The sequence below is a fragment of the Ruegeria sp. HKCCD7181 genome (assembly GCF_057221055.1).
On the sequence record NZ_JBWVBC010000005.1, the window covers coordinates 328710 to 350692 of the forward strand.

The following is a 21983-nucleotide window of genomic DNA, read 5'->3' on the forward strand; positions in this document are numbered from 1 at the left end:
CCAGCGGGCCGTCAGCGCGTTGTTTTCGTCAATAAGGTCACCGTAGCGGTTCCCGAGTTTTTCCCATTTGTGATACAGGCGTTGAATCGGGGTTTCCTTTGCCGACAGCCCGATACCGAATTCGGGAAAGTTGACTTAAAATTAATCCGATAAAAAAACTCAGGTTGACATAGTTGAGTGTTTCGCTCAGAAATCAACGCGCCAGTCCCCGACACATCGCGGGAACCGAATTCCGATTTGACCAGAAAGAACAAACCTAATGACTAAGTTTTTCGCGGCAACCAGTGCCCTGACGCTGTGCATCGCAACTGCCGCCTTGGCTGAAACCCCGTCCAAAGCGGACGTGCTGAGCACCTATGCCAACATTGCCGAGGCCAAGTATGGCGACAGCCTGATGGCTGCAAAAGTACTGAAATCGGCGGTAAACGCTCTGATTGCCGACCCGTCTGATGCCACTCTGAATCAAGCGCGCGCAGCATGGATTGCAGCCCGCGTGCCGTATCAGCAAACTGAAGTTTATCGCTTTGGCAATGCCATCGTCGACGACTGGGAAGGTAAAGTGAATGCCTGGCCGTTGGACGAAGGTTTGATCGACTATGTTGATGCGTCTTATGGCGGTCCAAGCGACGAAAACGAATTCTCGATTCTGAACGTCATAGCAAACCCAAGCTTTGAGCTTTCCGGCGAAACCATTGACGCCAGCGAAATCTCTCCGGAATTGCTGTCCGACACTCTGCACGAGGCGGATGGGATCGAGGCAAACGTTGCCACAGGCTATCACGCCATCGAGTTCCTTCTGTGGGGCCAAGACCTGAACGGCCACGGCACCGGTGCCGGCAATCGCCCCTGGACCGATTACGCCAAAGGCGACGACTGCACTGGTGGCAACTGTGACCGTCGTGCTCAGTATCTGAGCGCCGCAACGGACCTGCTGGTAAGTGACCTGGAGTGGATGGCGGCTCAGTGGCAGGAAGGCGGCGAAGCACGCGCTACCCTGACCGCAAACGAAGACGCTGGTGTCGCCGCGATCCTGACCGGAATGGGCTCACTGTCCTACGGTGAGCAGGCGGGAGAGCGGATGCGACTGGGCCTGATGCTGAACGACCCCGAAGAAGAGCATGATTGCTTTGCCGACAACACTCACAACAGCCATTACTATGACGGCCTGGGCATCCAGAACGTCTATCTTGGTAGCTACACACGCATCGACGGCACTCCGGTTTCCGGTGCCTCGCTCTCGGATCTGGTGGTTGCAGCCGACCCGGCGCTGGACACCGAGATGAAAGCAAAGCTGGCGACAACAATGCAAGCACTGGGTCGCATCAAGTCGACGGCCGAGGCTGGGTTTGCCTATGACCAGATGCTCGAGCGCGGCAATGTCGGTGGCGAAGCACTGATCATGGGTGGCGTTGACGGTCTGGTCGATCAAACCAAGACCATCGAGCGTATTGTTAACACGCTGGACTTGGATCAGATCGATTTCGAAGGTTCTGACAGTCTGGATGACCCCAGCGCTGTTTTCCAATAAACCGCGACGGCCGGTTCCCCCTCCCGGTCGCATCGGAGGCGCGCTTCTCGCGCCTCCAACCTCGCAAATCACAAAGATCTGCATCATCAAGCTGGACCTTACCTCAATAACCTAGTATTTAGGTAGGATATGTGAAACTGGTCGAATCGCCATGATCGTTTGCCACTGCACCAACATCTCGGATCACGACATTCGCGCCGCCATTGATTGGATGCGGACGTCGGATTCTCAGGCCATAATCACGCCCGGGAAAATCTACCACGCCCTTGGAAAATCAGCGGATTGTGGCGGATGCATGTCCCTTTTTCTAGACACTATGAAGTCAAATGATAATCTGGAAGTGCCAATGCAACTGCGCGCGCTGCGCACCGCAGTAACACAGGAGAGTGTCAATGAAGGGCGATCCCAAGGTATTAGAATATCTAAACAAATCTCTGCGGCATGAGCTGACAGCCGTCAGCCAGTACTGGCTACATTATCGGCTACAGGAAGACTGGGGCCTTGGTCACATGGCCAAGAAAAGCCGCGAGGAATCCATCGAGGAAATGGGCCACGCCGACAAGTTGATCGAGCGGATCATTTTTCTCGAAGGTCATCCGAATCTTCAGAAGCTGGACCCGTTAAGGATCGGGCAGACACCAAAGGAAACGCTGGAATGTGATCTAGCTGCCGAGAATGATGCGCGTGCACTCTATGTCGAGGCTCGCGAATATTGCCGCGAGGCCGCTGACTACGCCTCAATGTCTCTGTTCGAGCAATTGATACGCGACGAAGAGGGGCATATCGACTTCCTCGAAACGCAGCTCGACCTCTATGAAAGGATTGGCGAAGCCAACTATGCGCAACTCAACGCATCGAAAATGGACGAGGGCGAGTAGCCTTCTAATGCTGGTGGCCGCACATGCGGCCACCCCCGCCCTGTCAGCCGAGCTGCAGGACCTTCACCTGAACACCCTTCCCCGCACAGAAGACGAACGCGCCCGAGTATCGGTCGCAACAGCCGTGCCTGGCGACTTTTCCGCGCCGCAGAGCTTCGAGGAGCTTTCGGCGGGGGCCGCGACAGTGCGTGTGCGAACCGACGCGGATTCGTTTTCTCAACCATCGGCCAATATCAGCTTTGAGCAAGAGCTGGATTTCAAGATCGGTAACGGGTTGTTCAAAAAGATCTGGGTGTCATCCCCGTCTTCCACAAAGGCGTCAGACGGGCTTGGCCCACTGTATAACGCGCGCTCGTGCCAGCGGTGCCACATCAAGGACGGGCGCGGTCATACTCCGAACGGGGCGGACGACACTGCTGTCTCAATGTTTCTGAGGGTTTCAATCCCCGGCACGCCCAAGGATGGCTACGCCGAAATCGAAGACTATATCGCCACTCTGCCCGACCCAAATTACGGCGGCCAGATGCAGGATTTCGCCCTGGCCGGGCACCCCGCCGAATATCGGCTGGAAATCACCTACGAAGAAATCCCGGTTGAGCTTTCTGACGGTGAAATAGCCTTTTTGCGCCGCCCGAGCTACACAGCGGCGAACTTGGGTTATGGGCCGCTGCATCCTGAGGCTATGCTCAGCCCGCGCGTGGCGCCTCAGATGATCGGTCTGGGTTTGCTTGAGTCCATCCCGGTCGAAGATCTGCTGGCCAATGCTGATCCTGATGACGTCGACGGAGACGGAATCTCGGGTCGAGCCAATATCGTGTGGTCCACCGAATTCGACCAACCCATGATGGGCCGCTTTGGCCACAAAGCAGGGATGCCCACAGTGATGGAGCAATCCTCTGCCGCATTTGCCGGAGACATCGGAATCTCCAGCCCACTCTATCCGGACCCGCAAGGAGACTGCACTACTGAACAGGTCGACTGTGTAAACGCCCCCCATGGGGATCAGGACGCGCGCGTATTCGAAATCGATGAGATTGGCATGGAACTTGTGGCGTTTTACAGCCGCAACCTCGGTGTCCCGGCGCGGCGGGATGTGGACGACCCACAGGTCCTACGCGGCAAAGAAGTGTTTAACGCAGCGGATTGTTCTGGATGCCATACTCCGGCTTTTGTCACGCATCGGATGCCCGATCGTCCGGAGCACAGTTTTCAACTGATCTGGCCCTACACTGACCTGTTGCTGCACGACATGGGTGAGAGTCTGGCCGACAACCGCCCGGAAGCTCGTGCAACAGGGCAGGAATGGCGCACGCCTCCTCTGTGGGGTATCGGTCTGACAGAACGTGTGTCAGGGCACACGCAGTTCCTTCATGACGGTCGCGCCCGGTCCTTGCTCGAAGCAATTCTATGGCACGGAGGTGAAGCGCAAGCCGCACGCGATACAGTGGTTTCGATGCCAAAGGCTGACCGCGACGCTCTGATCCGATTTCTCGAGAGCCTCTGACTCATGCGCATTCTTAGCCTTGTCACCGCCTGTCTGCTGCCTTTGTCCGTCACGGCACAAGATCGCGCGCCGATCTTGAACGATGTCACCGAAGCGCACGTTTTGCCGAAGTTTGCGGAACTTGCCGATGTTGCGGGAAAGCTGAAATCCGCAGCCGAGAACGATTGCGCACCGGGTTCGGCCGGGTTGCACGCAGCATATGATACTGCTTTTGATGGCTGGATATTCGCCAGCCATCTACGCTTTGGCCCGACTGAAACCGATGACCGTGCCTTTGCGCTGGCGTTTTGGCCCGACACCAAGGGGTTTACACCAAAGTCACTGTCGCAACTCATCGACGACGAAGATGTAGCTGTGGGTGATCCCGAAAGCTTCGCCGCCACATCGATCGCAAGTCGTGGGTTTTTCGCGCTGGAACTCATGTTGTTCGATCCGGCTTTTGCGACCAAAGGGAGTGACGAATACCGTTGCGATCTGATCCGCGCCATTACGAATGATATCGATCGCAATGCCACAGCCATGAACGACGATTGGCAATCCTATGCGCCGATGCTGATGCAGCCCGGATCAGGCAGCCCTTATCGGTCAGAAGAGGAGTCCTTGCAGGAGCTGTTCAAAGCCCTGAGCAGCGGGCTGCAATTCACGGCGGAAACGCGGCTTGGCCGTCCTCTGGGCACATACGATCGGCCGCGTCCAAAAAGAGCCGAGGCACGGCGTTCCGAGCGCTCTGCGCGTCACGTTGAGCTGTCTTTGATCTCACTGCGAGATCTGGCGGCGCGGCTGTCCTTCGATCACCCTGAAATCGCAGGTAATCTGGATACCGCCTTCGGAAAAGCGGTCGATCGTGCCCGGTCGCTGGACGACCCGTCGTTTGCGGGCGTCGCGACTCCGCAAGGGCGACTGCGCGTCGAGGCGCTGCAGCAATCGATCAACGATATCCGCGCAATTGTAGCCAGTGACCTTGGACCAACCCTCGGAATAAGCGCTGGTTTCAATTCTCTCGATGGAGACTGAGCCATGACCACCCGTCGCCATTTCCTGGCTGGCCTTGCCGCCGCCACGCTTGCCCCTGCCCCCGGATGGGGAGCGGTCGGCGCACCCGATTTTCTGGCTGCGGGCCTGTTTCCTGACGGATCATACCGGCTGGCCGGGTTGGATGCCGCCGGGACGATCCTGTTCTCTCTACCCCTACCCGCCCGAGGGCACGCCGCAGCGGCCCATCCGTATCGGGCACTGGCTGTAGCGTTTGCTCGCCGTCCGGGAACATTCGCTCTGGTTATCGACTGCGCCGCCGGACAAGCGGTTGAGCAGATTCATGCGCCCAATGGGCGCCATTTCTTTGGTCATGGCGTTTTCTCGTCCGATGGCGCCCGGTTCTACACTACGGAAAACGACTTTGACGTCGGAACCGGAGTGATCGGCGTCTGGGACACCGCTACCTTTGAGCGGCTGGGTGAGTTCTCGTCCGGCGGCATCGGCCCCCATGACATGCGGCTTATGCCGGACGGCGACATTCTGGTTATTGCAAACGGTGGCATCGAAACACACCCTGACACCGGCCGCACCAAGCTGAACCTGCCTACGATGCAACCAAACCTGACCTATACGGATCTGTCAGGCACCGTGCGAGAGCAGGTTGAGTTGCCATCCGATTTACGTAAAGACTCGATCCGCCATCTTGCCGTACGCCGTGACGGTCTGGTGGGGTTTGCAATGCAATGGCAGGGCAGTCAAACCGAGCACCCGCCCCTGCTAGGCCTTCACAGCCGGGGCGGGGCACTTCGCCTTTTGACGGCGCCCGAAATCGAACAAAACACTCTGCAAGGCTATGCGGGTAGCATCGCCTTTTCCGCGGACGGAGGCACGATTGCTATCACCTGCCCGCGCGGCAATGCGCTGCACCGGTTTGATGTGGCAAGCAGCGCATTTACCGGCGCGTTCCGGTTGGAGGATGTCTGCGGCCTCGGCGCGGGTTCGGAAGGGTTGGTCTTTACCACCGGCACCGGCCAGTTCGGGACTTTGGGTCGCAACAGCCCAAGGGTTGCCGCCCAACTGGACTGCCAATGGGATAACCATCTGATCCCGATCAGCAGGTCTCGGTAAAGTTCGGAAAAGCCAGTCGCATAGATTACACTTGGAAGAATCAAACTCCTGCCGTATTGGCGGGCGCGAAACTGGCACCCGAACCGCAAGGACTGACTTGATTGAAACAGACGCCTGACGCACCGCATTCCATCTACGGGGTTGAGAAATGGGGCAAAGGCCTCATCGAGGTGACAGAACGGGGCGAGATCGGTCTGCGCAATCCAATGGCGCCCGAAACGGATGCGATCAGCCTGCCGGGCATCCTGCATGATCTGGATCAGCGCGGCATCAAGTCTCCGATGATCCTGCGCATCAGCTCCTATCTGGAAAACGAGATCGCCCACATCAACGAAAGTTTCCGCGATGCCATTGCGCGTACCGGTTACAAGGGCAGCTATCGCGGTGTTTTCCCGATCAAGGTGAACCAGCAGGCGCAGGTGATCGACCGCATTGTCGAGTTTGGCCAGAAATACAACTATGGGCTTGAGGCCGGGTCGAAACCCGAACTGGTGGTTGCACTTGCGCATCGTCTGGCGCGCGAGGCGTTGATCGTCTGCAACGGCGTCAAGGACGCCGAGTTCATTCAGCTTGCCATCCTCAGCCGCAAGATCGGGTTCAACACCGTCATCGTTCTGGAAAGCCCTAAAGAAGCCGACACCGTCATCGCTGTCTATAACGAGCTGGGCATCGAACCTCTGATCGGCGTACGGGTCAAATTGACCAACCAGATCAGTGGCAAGTGGGAGGAAAGCTCGGGCGACCGGTCGGCCTTTGGCATGAACACCGATCAGCTGGTTGCCGTGGTGGATAAGTTGCGCGATGCCGGGCTTTTACACTGCCTGAAACTGCAACATTCGCATCTGGGCTCACAGGTGCAGGACGTGAACGATGTGCGCCGCGCTGTGGGCGAGGCCTGCCGGTACTACACCGAACTGACGCGCGAGGGCGTACCGCTGACCCATCTGGACCTCGGCGGCGGCATGGGTGTGGATTATACGGGCGAGAAGAAGGCTGCCGAGAACTCGATCAACTACACGGTCGAGGAATACTGCGCCAATGTCGTGGAGACTGTAGCCTATGCAATGGATGAAGCTGAGGTGAACCACCCCACACTGGTCACCGAAAGCGGGCGTGCGGTGGTGGCGACATCCTCGATGCTGGTGTTCAACGTGCTGGAGAGCACGCTCTACGATGCGCCCAACGGCCCCGAAGTCGATGCTGACGATCACCACCTCGTCTCGGACCTTGCCGCCGTTCATAGTTATCTCAGCACAGACCGCCTGCAGGAATGCTGGAACGACGCCACCTTCTATCGCAACGAATTGCGTGCCCTGTTCCGCCGTGGCTATGTCGATCTGCGCCAGATGGCCCGAGCCGAGCGGATTTACCTGTCACTGATGGCCCGCCTCAAGGCGCTGGCGGCCAGTGATGATTTGGACACTGATGTAGACGATCAGCTTGAGAAAGTGGCAGACATCTACCACTGCAACTTCTCGCTTTTCCAATCCCTGCCGGACGTCTGGGCCATCGACCAGCTGCACCCGATCGTGCCGTTGCAGGGCCTGAACCAGACACCGGACCGCCGTGCGGTCCTGTCCGACATCACGTGCGACAGCGACGGCAAGATAGACCGGTTCATTCTGGCTGACGGTGTTTCACCCAGCCTGCCGGTGCATTCCCTGCCCGAAGATCACGAATACCTTATGGGCGTCTTCTTTGTCGGTGCCTATCAGGAAACGCTGGGTGATCTGCACAACCTGTTCGGCGACACTAACGTCGTCACCATCGACCTGCGTCCTGATGGCGGCTTTGACCTGCTGCACGAACAAGAGGGCGACACGATCAGCCAGGTCTTGTCCTATGTCGAATTCGACCCCAACGATTGCGTCGCCGCCTTCCGCAAAATGGTGGACGAGGCGATCTCGACCGGTACTCTGATGGCAAAAGACCGCAAGACCCTGATGAGCGCCTACCGCGACTCGATCAACGGCTACACCTATTACGAATAACCCCCTGTGAGAGGAGATCACCCCCATGGGTTCATTTACTGGCAAAACACTGGTTGTCGGCGCGGGCGGCGTATCGCACGCGGCCGTACACAAAATGGCGATGAATTCGGACATCTTCACCGAAATCACTCTGGCCAGCCGCACCAAATCAAAATGCGACGCCATCGCCAAAGCAGTGAAAGAGCGCGTGGGCGTAGACATCGCGACCGCTGAACTGGACGCCTACAAGGTCGAAGACACGGTCAAGCTGATCAAAGAAACGGGTGCGGAGATCCTCGTAAACCTCGCCCTGCCCTATCAGGATCTGGTTCTGATGGATGCGTGTCTTGAGGCGGGCATCCACTACCTCGACACCGCGAACTATGAACCCGAGGATGAGGCGAAGTTCGAATACCACTGGCAATGGGCCTATCAGGAACGTTTCAAAGAGGCTGGCCTGACCGCTATCCTCGGCTCAGGCTTCGATCCAGGCGTGACCAGTGTCTTCGCAACCTGGCTCCGGAAACACAAGCTGGACACGATCCGCCAGATCGACGTGCTGGACGCAAATGGCGGCTCGAATGATCAGGAATTCGCCACCAACTTCAACCCCGAGATAAACCTGCGCGAAGTGCTGGCCGAAGTACGCCACTGGGAAGGTGGCGAATGGCGACACTCCCCCGCCATGACCCATAAGGTCGAGTTCGACTTCCCCGCCATCGGCCCCAAGAACATGTACCTGATGTATCACGAGGAACTGGAGTCGCTCTCGACCCACTTCCCCGAGATCGAGCGCGCCCGCTTCTGGATGACCTTCGGCGACGCTTACATCACCCACGCCAAGGTGCTGGAAAATGTCGGAATGACCCGCATCGATCCTGTGATGCATGGTGGCAAGGAAATCATCCCGATCCAGTTCCTGAAAACCCTGCTGCCCGATCCCGGCGATCTGGGTGCGGAAACCAAGGGCAAGGCCTGCATCGGCGACATCGCCACGGGTCAGGCCAAGGACGGCTCGGGCGAGAAGACCTATTACATCTACAACATCTGCGATCACGAAGAATGCTATGCCGAGGTCGGCAGCCAGGCTGTCAGCTATACCACCGGCGTCCCCGCCATGATCGGCGCCGCGCAGGTGCTGAAAGGCAACTGGTCCGAGCCGGGCGTCTGGAATATGGAGCAGCTCGACCCCGACAACTTCATGGACATGCTGAACGAACACGGCCTCCCGTGGCAGGTTCATGAACTGGACGGGCCGGTCGACTTCTGATCCCCAGAACTTCTTCTTGTTCACCAATACGGCGGGGGTCCGGGGGCAGCGCCCCCGGCCTCTCCACATTCAGGAGACGCCGGACATGACCGACATGATGACCACGCAGGCCGGAGACGCCGGAGCCTTCCGCAAATTCGACCTTAACCGCGTCCCAACACCTTGTTTCGTGGTGGACGAAAAGGCCGTCAAACAGAACCTGGGCATCCTCGCCGATATCGGTACACGCTCGGGCGCGCATGTCCTGAGTGCGCTCAAAGCGTTCTCGATGTTCTCACTCGCCCCGCTGGTGCGCCAGTATCTCGGCGGCACCTGCGCCAGCGGTATCTACGAGGCACGGCTCGGCCGCGAAGAATATGGCGGTGAGGTCGCAACCTTCTGCGCCGGATACAAGGACGCCGATATCGACGAAATTCTGTCTCTGTCCGACCACATCATCTTCAACTCTCCGGCACAAAAGGACCGGTTCCTTGCCAAAGCACTAGCCGCAGGCGTTCAGGTCGGCCTGCGCATCAATCCCGAACACTCCGAGGGCGAGGTTCCCAAATACGATCCCTGCGCGCCTTGCTCACGTTTGGGTACCCCGGTCAGCCAACTGTCCCAAGAAGCGTTGGCCGGAGTCGATGGCCTGCATATGCACACGCTGTGCGAGCAAGGCTTCGAACCGTTGCGACGTACCTGGGCGGCTGTCGCGCCGAAAATTGCGCCACACATCGATCAGCTCAAATGGCTGAACTTCGGTGGTGGCCATCACATCACCCGCGAGGACTATGATCGTGAAGGGCTGGTGGCCTTCCTCCAGGACATTCGCGAGACATACGGCATCGACGTCTATCTCGAACCCGGGGAAGCCATTGCACTAGACGCGGGCATTCTGGTTGGTGAAATCCTCGACCTGCCGACCAATGGCATGGAACTTGCTATCACTGATATCTCGGCCACTTGCCACATGCCCGACGTCATCGAAGCGCCTTATCGCCCTGCCATGATGGATGAGGCGGAAGCGGGCCATACCTATCGCCTTGGGGGCCCGTCCTGTCTGGCCGGCGATATCATCGGCGACTACACATGGGGTCGGCCGCTCGAGATCGGTCAGCGCTTTGCCTTCCTCGATCAGGCGCATTATTCGATGGTCAAGACCAACACCTTCAACGGCGTCCCCCTGCCCACTATCGCGCTGTGGAATAGCGAAACGGACGAACTGAAAATCATCAAGCAGTTCGGGTATGACGACTTCAAAGAGAGACTCTCATGAGCATTTTCCTCGACAGCGAACTGACCGCATCCGAGCGTACCGAAGATGCCCGGTTCCGCGTGATCCCAGTCCCGCTGGAGCGGACCGTATCCTATGGTTCGGGCACTGCAAAGGGTCCTGAAGCTATCATTGAGGCCAGCAATGAACTGGAACGTATCACCGGCCACGCGGAACCTTGCGTCGAGGGTATCTTTACCGAGGCCGAGCTGGATTGTGATGCTGCCCTACCCGAGATTATGGAGCGTCTGGCCCAGCGAACCGAGGCGGCGGTACGCGCGGGCAAGGTACCCGTCGTTTTAGGGGGCGAACACTCGCTCAGCTACGGCGCAGTGATGGGCGTCGCACGCGCGCTGGGGCAACCGATCGGAATCGTCCAGGTTGATGCGCATGCCGACCTGCGTCATGCCTACCAAGGCGAAAAACACTCCCACGCATCGGTCATGCACTTGCTGGCCGAGGAAGGCATCCGGCTGGCCCAGTTCGGCGTGCGCGCCTTTTCAACCGAAGAAGCTAAGAGCCGTCTGAAAAACCATGTCTTTCACATGGACGCCGAGGAATTAGTCACCGGAAACATCCACGCAGTCGATTTGCCCAAGGATTTTCCCGAGTTGGTCTATGTCAGCTTTGATGTTGATGGTCTGGACCCGTCATTGATGCCCGCCACTGGCACGCCGGTACCCGGTGGCCTTGGCTACTACCAAGCCCTGCGGCTGGTCGAACACGCGCTCAGGGGTCGTAAATGTGTCGGATTCGACGTTGTTGAACTGGCACCGGACGGCAATGCCGCCTGGGATTTTACCGCGGCGCAGATCGTCTATCGCCTGATGGCAAGTTGCTGAAAAGGCATCTGGGTAAGGCGGGCCAATCCGGCCCGCCCTAAACCTCCATTAGTCTGTTTTACCATCATCTGCAGTTTCGTTCAGTTCCATGTGGCCTTCGCTCTTGTCTAGAATTCGGCGCAACATGGGTTCGAAGAATTCAAGCGGCTTGGTCGGGTATTCCGGATCAAATGCGCATTGATCATACTCGTGGCAAAAATACCGGCAATCTTCCCAATAGGGACTGTCGCGATACTTGTCGCGCGCATTCCTATCACCTCCCAGGAAGTGATTGTAATAGTAGCCTTGGAACACACAGTGGTGTTTGAGAATCCAATACGTGCGCTCGCTGACATAGGGTTTCATCATGGCTGCCGACAACTCACCGTGGTTGTACGGAGACAGGATATCGCCCACGTCGTGCACGAGGGCCGCGATCACAATCTCCTCATCTGCACCGTCCTCATACGCGCGTGTCGCGGCCTGCAGACAGTGCTGATATCGGTTGATCGGATATGGCGTCCATTCTTCATCCAGCGAACGGATAGCGTCCAGAATACGATCCGGTAGAGCCGCGTTATAAGCGTCCTCGTAGTCCATCACCGCCAGAAAATCTTCTTTGGTGGCGTTTTCGAAACTGGTCCAGGTGGGTTTGTGGCTCTTGTCCAGCATGGCGCGTCCTTTGGCTAATGACCTGCACACAGCCTACCAAATCCACAGCGAGTAAAAAAATAAATTGATTTTATCACTCTGATCAAAAAATACTTTCATCATGCAGATCAAAGCACTCGAAACATTTCTCAGCGTCGCCGAGTTGGGCGGGTTCCACGCCGCGGCCCGAAAACTGAATGTGACCCAAACTGCCGTCAGCGCCCGCATACGTCTGATTGAAGAAGAAACTGGCAAACCCTTGTTTACCCGCGGCGCAGGGGGCACGAGATTGACGGATTTTGGGCGACAGTTCCGACCATATGCTGAAGAGATGCTGTCGCTCTGGTCCTTTGCGTCCCGCGATTTACCGGCGCAATCGCAGAACCGGGTCGCGTTGCGCCTTGGGGCGCAACTGAGTGTCTGGGACCCGCTTTTGGTTGATTTGGCAGTCTTGTACGAGCAGCGCCTTGGCCAGCTATTGCTAACGCTCAATTACGACCATGACCTGAATATGGTCGAGGCCGTCGCAACCCATGTTCTGGATGCGGCACTGACCCACGAAAAGCCATCGGACCCGCGTGTATCGCTTCACGAACTGACTCCAGAACGCCTTTTGCTGGTTGAAACCCCAGACACAGGGGAAGACCCGGTCTTCGTGAACCTCGAATTGGGAGAGGTTTATCAGGACCACGTGCGCTCGACCGCGCGACAGGCTTCGGGGCAAACGATTTTTCTGGGAAATTGCATGATGGCCCTGCGTTATGTCTTGCAGCGAGGAGGATCCGGGTACTTCCCGCAATATGTTATTCAGGATCAGCTGTCCGCAGGTGAACTGTCGCTTGTTGCCGGGGCCGTAGATTTGATGTTGCCGCTGTATCTGGTCGCCCGCAGGGACAGCACAGCCTTTGACGATGTGCTTGGTTGCCTGATTGACCTACGAGGATCAGGTTAAGTTGCAGAAACCGTGCCGTTTACACCTTTGGGCCGGGCGCGCAGCAGTGGACGTCCTGCCAACAACAGGAACAGGCACGAGACCAGGATGCCCATGATCGCCGGCAAATACAGCAGTATCCACGTATCCGGATCTTCGATCACAACCGGCGAGATCAAGCCCCGCACACCTTCCAGCAGAACCAGGATCATGAAGGCGCCCAGTATCTGCGGCCAAAGCCCAAAACGGGAGAAACTGCCTAATGTCAAAGTGGCATACCCGACCAACGCCACAGCGATACAAATGGCAACCCAGGAAAAACGTTGATGCAGCTCTTCGATCAAACGTCCCTGACTGTGCCCATCGGTTACAGAGACAGCTTCGCGGTTCTTGATCAGATCAACTGTTGAAATTGCCCCAATACTGCGCTGACCCATTTCGGATTTTCTGGTCAATTCCGTGATGTTGTAGGAAGCATCGTCAAATAAGGTTGAGGACAACGTTTTGCCCTCGGCATTCAGCCTGAGCGCAATGCCGTCCACCATCACGAGGTGAATTCCCGTGTCGTCGTTGACGAGGTAAGCCGTTGTACTGGAATAACTGACTGGGTTCTTGGCGTCCCGGCTGTCGGAAACGAACACTTCATGCAATGTGCCGTCCAAATCAACCCGACCGATGTAAACTGTCACGCCTTCTGCGGGGTGCATGAATTCACCTTCGTTGAGAAGTTGCGCGGTCACATCACCGGCGACCTCGGCCTGCCGCTGTTCCAATTGCTCGATTGACGCGGGACGTAGAAAAACGCTGATAACCGCCATCATGAGACCCGCTATCACGCCAAACAGCACGACTGCGCGAGAAAGCCGCCAAGGGCTGGAGCCGGTGGCCAGCATCACAGTCATCTCGCTTTCACGACTCAAGCGGTTGGTGGCGTAAACCGCGGCGGCAAAAATCGCCATGGGCATCACCGTTCGGATCAATGTAGGAAGGGTCAGGGCAGTGAACTCCAAGAACACCATCGCGGACTGCCCGCCACTGATCACACTGTCAAACAAGCTGACCGAGCGGGTGATCCAGAAAACCCCGACGAGAACAAGGGTAAAGAAGCCGAACAGAACCAGCAATTGCCGCAGGAAATACCCATCGAAACGCGACATGTGACCTCTTTTGGCTGTTGGCGACGTGCGGGGACATTAGGGCATACGCACGGCAGAGGAAACCGGGATTAACCGATCAGAATCCGGTTTTGCCAGAGCCACTGCAGAATTCGCCTTGCGTGGTCCGCGCCCAGGCTATTTGACCACAGTTCAAGAATACCAGCCGCGGTTAGCGGGCAAACAAGTTGCCGTATCAATGGAACCAGCGGAGTACCTTCAAGATTAGCCACCGGGCGCTGCAAGGTTGGGTGCCGGAGAACGGCTGAAGGTTCTATATGGGTAGCGGTCTGAAGTCCTGACACGGAAACTCTGGCCTCTGGCGACATCTGCAGGGGTATCCCCTCTGGTATGTCCGCCATCTCCGGTTCGTCCAGTACACGCGACATCCATGCCATCGGGTCGGCGCGCATTGACCAAAAATTGGCGGGGGAAACAAGGTTTTGGCGGGCGTAGTATTCGGCTGCCAGCGTGGCGTGGGCCTGAACCCTTTCGGTCTGTCGGTCACGATAAAACGACAGCGCCAGTTCGGTGTGTTCAGGGCGTGTCAGAACAGTGTTCACAACCGCAGCGGCTTGGACCGCCTGCCCCATGGCCATTTGCACACCTTGTGACGACAACGGGTCGACCGAGAAACTTGCTTCTCCTACCCGGATCAAGTCAGGTGCAGGAGGTGTAATTTCGACCTGACTGGTGGCATCGCTGCGTCGGACGGGTCCGATACGTCGCTGTTCCAGACAGGGCGACAGCAATGTCGATTGCGCCAAAAGGTTCAGGTAAAGATCGCGGCGATCTGCCGGAGACAGGCCCTTGCAATCGGCAGGATCAACAAAGACCATCGCATTCACAGATCCGCCGGGCAGCATTGCCCCCCAATACCAGTGTCTGGCACCAGCCTCGACCCGTGCCTGCGCACCAAATCCCCGGGGCGCTTGCCAATAAGCAAAAAGCGCCAGCAGTGGCTGCGACGCTGGCCGAAACTTGCGCCCCAAACCCGCATGCCGACCGGCCGCATCCACCAAGACCCGAGCGAGGACGCGCAGCACGCTTTCCGATAAGTGCACCGGAATTTCCCATCCAGTCTCTAGACGCCGAGGCCGATACCCTCGGGCGGCGTTCAGCACACTCACCCCAGCGGCGCGCGCGGCATCAAGAACCAGTGCATCGAATTGACCACGGTCGACTAACAACCCGGCCCGATCAGCGGCCGGTCCACGACGATCAAATTCGCCGCCCCAATGAAGAATTGACCCGGTTGATCTCAGAAACCCTGCCTGTTCAACTTTGTCTGACAAACCCAAAAGATGCAGAACCGGCCAGATCGAGGAGGGCAGGGACTCTCCCACATGGGCGCGTGGAAAGGTTGCTCGTTCCAATAGACAAACCTGCCGACCAAGCTGAGCCAACCGAAGGGCAAGCGCCGACCCGGCCGGGCCACCGCCAATTACGCAGATTTCAGTTTCGATATCTTTAGGCATCGATCAGGCAGTTGCGGCCATTGCCGCTTCACCAAAGTAATCCGGCCGCGCTTCGGACAGACGGACATAAGCTTGCAGGCAGTAATGCAGCCAGCCGCGAATGTAATCACAGGCCGGACGGCCACGGTGAATGACTTCGTGATGGCATCCGCCGCCGCACAGGTAGCGCGCCCAACACGTGTTGCAGGGGGATTGACCATGCACGTGCCGATCTTTCAACCAATGATCCCGACGCAGATCCGGGCCACTGAAAACATCCCCCATGGCGCCGGCCTCATCCTCGACAAAGCGGTGGCAGGCGAATAGTCCGCCTTCGGCGGAGACGCCGAAATACCCGGCTCCCGCGCCACAGGCATACGGGCGGTGCGTGCCCCGGTGAATTTCTTGCATCGCGGCGGACATGTTCGAGAATGGGTAGCGTCGGCCTTGGATCACTGCGGCCTCAAACGCTTGTCCGCAAAGGATCATCTGCGCCAGCATGTCGTCCAGATCGGCTCGGTTTAGCTCATGACGGCCATTCGGCGAAGCAAGCATCGGAGAGAACCCCACGGAATGAAACCCCATGTCCACAAACTGTTCCAGCGTTTCCGGTAGGTTCATGTTCTGTGGGGTTACGGTCACACGAGCCCCAACTTGCATTTTACGCTGCCGCGCCAACAGCGGCTCTAATCTTTTCAGGATCGCTTCATAGCTACCGCGCCCTCCACGATTGGGGCGCAGCTTGTCATGCGTTGCCCCTACCCCGTCCAGGCTGATCGTGACTGCAAACCCATACGTTTCAAAGAATTCGGCATCCTCGGGCTGCAGCAAAGTACCGTTGGTGGTGACCGAAAACCCAACCTGCAGCCCGTGCGCCTGAGCGCGGTTCGCCGCATATTCAGTTGCCTGGCGGATCAGGTCGCGATTGATCAGCGGTTCTCCACCGAGATAGGCCAGATTGATGCGCACACCCGGTTCGGCCTCCGATATCAAACGATCAACGGACGCTTTGGCGACTGCCCATTCCATGTTCCGCGCAGGGCCTCCGAACTCTCCGCCCGAGGCATAGCAATAGGTGCAGGCCAGATTGCATTTCTGCGCCACGGCCAAAGACAGAGATCGCACAGGCATGTCTTCGGGTGGTTTGTCGTCGATAAAGGGAACATTGTCTAAACCCAACGACGCGAGGTAGTCGCGCTGAGCGGCGGCATCGGACGCCGCAAACCGCTCTGCAGTACCAGGTGGCACGTCAAAAACCCGCGACCCATCCACGGCCAGCACGTGGTGGCCGTGGTCGGATTCAAAGAAATGCACTTGCGCCTTGGGCGGGATCAAACTCAATCCTCCGGCCAGAACGGGATACCGATCTCTTCGGCGGCCAGCTTTTCGCCTTCGACACGGAGCAATTTCATGATGTCGCGCACTTGTTGGATGTAGTCCTGTGCTTGTTCGTATTGTTCCCGGGCCTCCAGAGTATAGGCATCGCGCAGGCCATCTTTGACCTGTTCAAACTGCGCAAGCGCGTCCTTGGCCTGCGTCTCTGTGCCCACCTGAATCGGACGCAGATAAGCAGGCGTACCCTGCCCGATATCGTATTTGGCAAGAACCTCTTTCATTTGGCGGAAACGCAGAAAATGCTCGTCGCCATCACTGTCGATCCGCACGGCCAGAGCATAGAGACGACGGTCGGTGAAAGTTTTCTGTTCCAACGTTTTCACACATTGCGCATAAGCGCGGTCGATATATCCGCCGGGGCGTTCGATTTCGATGAAATCGTCGATTGCCTCCTGTGTCAGAGGTCGCAACGAACGGGGGTAAACCTTTCCGTAACCCGGCCCAAACCGCAGCGTTTTGGCAGGGGTCAAGACAGGTTTGTACGCGTCGCCTTGCAACTCCCATAGCAACTGGTTGGCCAAGCGCATATGGGTCATCTCTCCTATCGCAACTTCCACTAACGCGCGGCGTGCAAAGATCAAGTCGTCCTTCAGTGTCGGCCAACGTCTGGTATCCACCATCTCGGGATCGGTCAGCGAAAAATAGGCATAAAGATATTGCAAGCTCAGCGTCATCTCCATCGGCGCCAGCCGCTCTTGCAGATCCTTAATCATGTCGTCGGTCGAACCATAGGGGTCAACATCGGGCAATTCCGGATCAACTTCGTAGACCTCACCGGTTTCACGGCCTTCCACGACGATGGGAAGTTCGCTCCACATCTGGTTCACCTGATAGTGGTCGATCTGATAGGGGCGGTTCTGTTCCACAGTATTCATCGCGGCCACATTTCCGGATGGCGATTTGTCTGAACGCAGCCAGTCCAAGTATGTCTCAGCAGCAATTGGATTGTCGGATTGCCCGGTGGGCAGCGCGGCATCGTGCGGTACTTCGGCCATGACCACATCGGGGTGGTTCGAGGGCCAGTAGTGGCAACCACAGTCGCGAAAATCATGGGACCACGGGTTGCACAGGCTTTGCGTCAATTCACCGGGATCGTAAGCATTGCTGAATACGCCCGCATCGGTTCGGTACTGACGGCGAAAGCCGTGCAAGATCACCTGTTTCGCATCGACGATGCCTTCGTGATTACGACGCTCCAACGCAATAGTCACCGGGTTATCGTCGCCACATTCCAGACTGCGGATGAAACGCCACACCATCAGCCCATCATAGGGCGCACCCGCGTCGTCAGTGAAACTGATCCGTTTGCCACCCTGCTCCACCCAGGCCAGAAACCATCGGCCCTGGCTGAGCCTTTCACCAACAGCGCCGCTGTAGTCAGCCAACAGGGTTTGCACCCAATCTTCAGGGCTATCGTCAGGCAACATCGGATCATAGAAATAATCGACAAAAACCAGATGGAAGCCTTGGGTGTTCTTCGGCGCCTCGGGCACCGGGCTCAGAGGCACTCTGACCGCATTGAATACAAGACCGGGAAAAAACCGCCGGTCGAGGTTTCGGACGTCCATCTCCAGACCGGGGAAACAGTTGCCTACTGATCCGTCCATGCGCGTGTTGTCAGGGTTACCAGGCACTTTGTATGCCGCTCGTGCGGTCAGGTTGCGCGGTTTAATGCGGATTTGATCAGGGCGATCAGACATCAGTGACCTCCGTTTTCTGAGAAGGCGACTGAGACGCGAGATAGTCGATGAACGAGATCACCAGATGATACTGCCGTCGCGATAGAGAGAGCGGGTAATAGTTGGAATCGCGCATATAGGGCGGCATCCGGGCGTCATGCATCATGTCACGCACGATCCGCGGATCACGGAAATCCGGGTTCGGTGTCTGATCCGGGTTCGGATCGGTTTCAAGCTGTGTCAGAATGCCATAAGGCGGACGTAGCAGAGTTTTCACGAAATCCGGGCGGCGGCGCAGGAAATCCAGCAGGTTTTCCTCGTCAATCAGCTGTTCATGGACGAATTTGGTCGCCACCGTATAAGGCAGCCGCTCATTCGGAACGGAAACTGAAAACGCGGAAACAGGCTGCGGTCGGATCAGGTCGGGAATCTTGTCCGGCGGGCGGGCGTCTTCTTCTGTCATCGAAGCTGCATCCGTCGAAGGTAGGCCCTCTGTCGGCTGTATCTTCGTCTTCGCCTGAAGCTTGGCATTGTCTTTCAGACCCTGTGCACGGATATCGTCGAGATTGATCAGGCTGTTGGTCTCGAATGCGCGGCGGAAAATGTCGACGACTTCAGCCTTGGCCTCCAGGTAATTGCCATTGGTTACTGACATCAAGGAAAGATCGCGATCGGCCAGATCGTCTTCGAGGCTGTAGAAAGGCCGGCAATCAGGCGCAAAATCAGGTGGCCCGGTCATTATGTTTGCCCGCGCCGTCAGACGCTCACCGCGAACAGACAGTGTGGCCTCGATGATACCGTCGCTGGTATCATCAGCAACGCCCCAAGACTGATCATTACCGACGCGTGCACCGTCATAGCTGTCATGCGGTTCGGGGTCATCCGATGTCCCGCTCATCATGATCCATTTCGACCATGGGGTATCCGGATTTAGAATCCGGTTCTGTTCGGGAACAATTTCATGGATACGCCCGTATTCGGATTTCGGAGGGTCGTTCTCGTACCCTGGCACCGCCAGCGTTGCCGGGCCATAAGCAGCGTTCGGTGGTCCATAGACTTCCCCCTTTGGCGGGGTAAAGCGCAGACGCAGGATACTTCGGTCCACGGGCTGATCTTGGACCGGCTTGTCATAACCGCGTACCGGGTGGATCACACGCACAGATCCCAACGGGATCGGGTTGTGTTCATACACCATCGGTTGCTGTTCCGATGTATGAGGGCTGAAAGCCAGCAGGGGTTTGGCCGTGAAATCCTTACCGGCAATCTCGACCCGCGCGCGGAATCCGCAGGCGGCGTCTCCGGTCCGGCGTTCAGCCTTCTGGTTGCCGACCGCGACGGTATACCGGACATGCTGCAGAGACAGACCCTGTCCATCCAAAAAGTCCAGAGTGACAGGGGTTTCGTATTCTTCGCCGGTTTCCGCGTCATGCATTCGGGCCCATAACTCAAAGAATGGCGCGACAGGGCGCAGGGCGCCACCTTCGTCGCGAAACCGGATAGAATTCGGATCGGGCAGATAGGCAGAGACGCTGCCATCCTCATTCTCACGCAATGTCACGTTCGACCGGATGACGGTCTTGTTATTGCCATGCGCGTCCATGTCCTGCTGCCACTCATAGCTTTCCAGCGGCGTTTCTCCAGGCCCCAACCGGGCGACCGCCATGGGTGGCAGAAAAAAGATCTCCTGAATCGTGTCCATGCTGGGCCCTCCCCAATTCGACGTTGGCTGTCCCTTTGCTCAGGGCTTGGAAAAAAATTCGTAAGTGATTTTCTTGTCCTTGAAGAACGACCTGGATTTGTCCCGGATAATGTCCCGCGGCGCGTCCTTGGGGACCGGAGAAATGCTCTGTTGATAGTGGAAGAAGTTGTGTGGATCGAATTTTTTCTTCACGAAAAGCAGTGAGTTGAAGTTATCGCCCCAATACAGCCAGCGATAGTTCAGCTGCGTCCGGCGCGGATAGTTTTGATAAGAATGAGCGTTAAAGAACCCTTCGTCGGTCATCAATTTCATAAACCCGTCAAGCCACGGTACAACGACTTCTTTTTCCTCTTCGGACAACCAGAACACATCCACGTAGAAATTCATCGAAGCATTGCGGTGAATGAAGGCATTCCCGTCCTTGCCAACCGGCACTTGGTTGATCGCACCGCCATAAGGCTCGATGGCTACCGCACCATAAGCGTTGGGCGTACTGTCGAGGTAATCCACGACCAATTGCCATTCTGCTTGGTTCAGCTGACGATCAATGTAGCCCGCCTGCTTGTCCTCGCGGGCCTGATCGGGGACCACGGGGATGTCGTATTTTTCGTCATATAGCCACGAATTGATTTCCTGATAGGTTCCGGTCTTCTGGTTCTCCAGCAGACCGCCGATGGGTTTGTCCAGCAACGGCTGGATCACTTCCATCCCGTCTTTTTTCTTGCCGTGATACAGCCCAGAGACCAGCAGGACCTTTTCATCCCCCTGATATGCGAGAAAAATATAGGCGCCGAACTTATCGGAGATACCGTCTCTCATATAGTTGGCCTGCAGGAACTCTAACGCCTTTGCTGCCTTTTTCAGCGGCCATTTGATGTGGAATCCCCAGACCTTGTATAGCTTCTGAAGCTTGTAGCGCACTTCGAGCAGGACGCCGAAATTATTGCCGGTCCCGCCGCGGATCGCCCAAAACAGATCCGAGTTCGTCTCTCCATCTGCAATGACAATGCTGCCGTCCCACAGCATCACGGTTACACCCAAGACGTTGTCACACGCCATTCCGAACAGGCGCGAGGTGAAACCGTACCCACCGCCCATCATGAAACCGGCTACACAAACGTCCTGACAGGCCCCACCCGGCACGTGAAGGTGATAGGAGTTGAGGATCGAGTTCAGCATCTTGAACGGTGTGCCCGGCCCTACATAGGCCATCGGCACATCCGGGTCGACGGTCACATAGCGCATCCTGCTGGTGTCGAGAACCATTGCGTTGTTGACGGAAAACCCTGCCGTACTGTGTCGGCCGGACCGCGCAACCACCCACAGATCATGCTGACGCGCAAAGGCCAGGCTGGCGCGTACATCTTCGATGGTTTCGGCGTAGACGATGATTTCGGGATAGTCCTGAAAAGCCGGGTTCCAAACCTGCCGATCGTTGTTGTAATCAGGATCTGTCGGCAAAACGACCGAACCTATCAGTCCTTTTTCAAAGTTGCGAATCTGTTTCGGTTTGATCGGGTGATAGCGTTGAAGCGCTAGATCCGAGCGGCTGTGGGCGATGCGGTCTTTGGATAAAAGGGTCTTGCTGATCTTGCGCATGGGCGCTCCTCAAATGCGGATACGGCATATGCGCGGAAAGGTCTGAAACTGCGCTTTGAAGGCAACTTCCAGTTGTCAGCCCATATCCGCCC

General features: G+C 57.2%; 18 protein-coding genes. 11 read left to right on the plus strand and 7 right to left on the minus strand.

From position 1 onward, the window contains the following. Window positions 1-259: 259 nt before the first annotated feature. The 10 genes from AC2TCY_RS12790 to speB all read left to right on the plus strand — a co-directional run bounded on the left by AC2TCY_RS12790 (window position 260) and on the right by speB (window position 11347). Window positions 260-1528, plus strand: coding sequence for an imelysin family protein (locus tag AC2TCY_RS12790; protein ID WP_480847838.1), 1269 nt, complete (start codon window positions 260-262; stop codon window positions 1526-1528). Between the two features lie 151 nt (window positions 1529-1679). Beyond that, on the plus strand, window positions 1680-1973 hold the full coding sequence (locus AC2TCY_RS12795) for a (2Fe-2S)-binding protein (RefSeq protein ID WP_480847839.1): 294 nt from the start codon (window positions 1680-1682) through the stop codon (window positions 1971-1973). Continuing rightward, the gene (bfr, locus tag AC2TCY_RS12800) at window positions 1921-2406 is read left to right on the plus strand and encodes a bacterioferritin (protein ID WP_480847840.1); all 486 of its coding nucleotides are present in this window, start codon (window positions 1921-1923) and stop codon (window positions 2404-2406) included. The genes AC2TCY_RS12795 and bfr overlap by 53 nt, the downstream gene beginning before the upstream one ends. Before the next feature lie 7 nt (window positions 2407-2413). Further along, window positions 2414-3910 (plus strand): di-heme oxidoreductase family protein, encoded by a 1497-nt coding sequence (locus AC2TCY_RS12805; protein WP_480847841.1) that lies wholly within the window; start codon window positions 2414-2416, stop codon window positions 3908-3910. A gap of 3 nt (window positions 3911-3913) precedes the next feature. Next, window positions 3914-4924, plus strand: a complete 1011-nt coding sequence (locus AC2TCY_RS12810; RefSeq protein ID WP_480847842.1) for an imelysin family protein — start codon at window positions 3914-3916, stop codon at window positions 4922-4924. Window positions 4925-4927: 3 nt separating this feature from the next. Continuing rightward, window positions 4928-6013 (plus strand): DUF1513 domain-containing protein, encoded by a 1086-nt coding sequence (locus tag AC2TCY_RS12815; protein WP_480847843.1) that lies wholly within the window; start codon window positions 4928-4930, stop codon window positions 6011-6013. Between the two features lie 101 nt (window positions 6014-6114). Next, on the plus strand, window positions 6115-8004 hold the full coding sequence (speA, locus tag AC2TCY_RS12820; protein ID WP_480847844.1) for a biosynthetic arginine decarboxylase: 1890 nt from the start codon (window positions 6115-6117) through the stop codon (window positions 8002-8004). A gap of 25 nt (window positions 8005-8029) precedes the next feature. Beyond that, window positions 8030-9253 carry a saccharopine dehydrogenase family protein gene (locus AC2TCY_RS12825; protein ID WP_480847845.1) on the plus strand — a complete coding sequence of 408 codons (1224 nt, stop codon included), beginning with the start codon at window positions 8030-8032 and terminating at the stop codon, window positions 9251-9253. An 85-nt stretch (window positions 9254-9338) separates the two neighbouring features. Continuing rightward, a complete protein-coding gene (gene nspC, locus AC2TCY_RS12830; RefSeq protein ID WP_480847846.1) occupies window positions 9339-10508 on the plus strand; it encodes a carboxynorspermidine decarboxylase in 1170 nt (389 codons plus the stop codon). Beyond that, complete coding sequence (gene speB / locus AC2TCY_RS12835) at window positions 10505-11347, plus strand: agmatinase (RefSeq protein ID WP_480847847.1); 843 nt, start codon at window positions 10505-10507, stop codon at window positions 11345-11347. The genes nspC and speB overlap by 4 nt, the downstream gene beginning before the upstream one ends. A 48-nt stretch (window positions 11348-11395) precedes the next feature. Here the strand turns inward: speB and AC2TCY_RS12840 are convergent, their stop codons facing one another. Next, the gene (locus tag AC2TCY_RS12840; RefSeq protein WP_480847848.1) at window positions 11396-11998 is read right to left on the minus strand and encodes an HD domain-containing protein; all 603 of its coding nucleotides are present in this window, start codon (window positions 11996-11998) and stop codon (window positions 11396-11398) included. 100 nt (window positions 11999-12098) lie between these two features. Between AC2TCY_RS12840 and AC2TCY_RS12845 the strand changes: the two genes are divergently transcribed. Beyond that, window positions 12099-12929 (plus strand): LysR family transcriptional regulator, encoded by an 831-nt coding sequence (locus AC2TCY_RS12845; RefSeq protein ID WP_480847849.1) that lies wholly within the window; start codon window positions 12099-12101, stop codon window positions 12927-12929. Here the strand turns inward: AC2TCY_RS12845 and lptF are convergent. The 6 genes from lptF to AC2TCY_RS12875 all read right to left on the minus strand — a co-directional run bounded on the left by lptF (window position 12926) and on the right by AC2TCY_RS12875 (window position 21891). Continuing rightward, window positions 12926-14065 carry an LPS export ABC transporter permease LptF gene (gene lptF / locus AC2TCY_RS12850; protein WP_480847850.1) on the minus strand — a complete coding sequence of 380 codons (1140 nt, stop codon included), beginning with the start codon at window positions 14063-14065 and terminating at the stop codon, window positions 12926-12928. The genes AC2TCY_RS12845 and lptF overlap by 4 nt on opposite strands. Before the next feature lie 68 nt (window positions 14066-14133). Further along, entirely contained in the window at window positions 14134-15540 is a 1407-nt protein-coding gene (gene qhpG, locus AC2TCY_RS12855) for a flavin-dependent monooxygenase QhpG (RefSeq protein ID WP_480847851.1), read from the minus strand. A gap of 3 nt (window positions 15541-15543) precedes the next feature. Further along, window positions 15544-16854, minus strand: a complete 1311-nt coding sequence (locus tag AC2TCY_RS12860; protein ID WP_480847852.1) for a radical SAM protein — start codon at window positions 16852-16854, stop codon at window positions 15544-15546. Window positions 16855-16856: 2 nt separating this feature from the next. After that, on the minus strand, window positions 16857-18614 hold the full coding sequence (locus tag AC2TCY_RS12865) for a ferritin-like domain-containing protein (protein WP_480847853.1): 1758 nt from the start codon (window positions 18612-18614) through the stop codon (window positions 16857-16859). Next, on the minus strand, window positions 18607-20292 hold the full coding sequence (locus AC2TCY_RS12870) for a hypothetical protein (protein ID WP_480847854.1): 1686 nt from the start codon (window positions 20290-20292) through the stop codon (window positions 18607-18609). The genes AC2TCY_RS12865 and AC2TCY_RS12870 overlap by 8 nt, the downstream gene beginning before the upstream one ends. 39 nt (window positions 20293-20331) lie before the next feature. After that, window positions 20332-21891, minus strand: a complete 1560-nt coding sequence (locus AC2TCY_RS12875; RefSeq protein ID WP_480847855.1) for an FAD-binding oxidoreductase — start codon at window positions 21889-21891, stop codon at window positions 20332-20334. Window positions 21892-21983: the final 92 nt, after the last annotated feature.

Bases quoted from the DNA above. Each gene is read 5' to 3' on its own strand.
- AC2TCY_RS12790 (WP_480847838.1), top strand. From the start codon at position 260: ATGACTAAGTTTTTCGCGGCAACCAGTGCCCTGACGCTGTGCATCGCA.
- AC2TCY_RS12795 (WP_480847839.1), top strand. From the start codon at position 1,680: ATGATCGTTTGCCACTGCACCAACATCTCGGATCACGACATTCGCGCC.
- bfr (WP_480847840.1), top strand. From the start codon at position 1,921: ATGAAGGGCGATCCCAAGGTATTAGAATATCTAAACAAATCTCTGCGG.
- AC2TCY_RS12805 (WP_480847841.1), top strand. From the start codon at position 2,414: ATGCTGGTGGCCGCACATGCGGCCACCCCCGCCCTGTCAGCCGAGCTG.
- AC2TCY_RS12810 (WP_480847842.1), top strand. From the start codon at position 3,914: ATGCGCATTCTTAGCCTTGTCACCGCCTGTCTGCTGCCTTTGTCCGTC.
- AC2TCY_RS12815 (WP_480847843.1), top strand. From the start codon at position 4,928: ATGACCACCCGTCGCCATTTCCTGGCTGGCCTTGCCGCCGCCACGCTT.
- AC2TCY_RS12825 (WP_480847845.1), top strand. From the start codon at position 8,030: ATGGGTTCATTTACTGGCAAAACACTGGTTGTCGGCGCGGGCGGCGTA.
- nspC (WP_480847846.1), top strand. From the start codon at position 9,339: ATGACCGACATGATGACCACGCAGGCCGGAGACGCCGGAGCCTTCCGC.
- speB (WP_480847847.1), top strand. From the start codon at position 10,505: ATGAGCATTTTCCTCGACAGCGAACTGACCGCATCCGAGCGTACCGAA.
- AC2TCY_RS12840 (WP_480847848.1), bottom strand. From the start codon at position 11,998: ATGCTGGACAAGAGCCACAAACCCACCTGGACCAGTTTCGAAAACGCC.
- AC2TCY_RS12845 (WP_480847849.1), top strand. From the start codon at position 12,099: ATGCAGATCAAAGCACTCGAAACATTTCTCAGCGTCGCCGAGTTGGGC.
- lptF (WP_480847850.1), bottom strand. From the start codon at position 14,065: ATGTCGCGTTTCGATGGGTATTTCCTGCGGCAATTGCTGGTTCTGTTC.
- qhpG (WP_480847851.1), bottom strand. From the start codon at position 15,540: ATGCCTAAAGATATCGAAACTGAAATCTGCGTAATTGGCGGTGGCCCG.
- AC2TCY_RS12865 (WP_480847853.1), bottom strand. From the start codon at position 18,614: ATGTCTGATCGCCCTGATCAAATCCGCATTAAACCGCGCAACCTGACC.
- AC2TCY_RS12870 (WP_480847854.1), bottom strand. From the start codon at position 20,292: ATGGACACGATTCAGGAGATCTTTTTTCTGCCACCCATGGCGGTCGCC.
- AC2TCY_RS12875 (WP_480847855.1), bottom strand. From the start codon at position 21,891: ATGCGCAAGATCAGCAAGACCCTTTTATCCAAAGACCGCATCGCCCAC.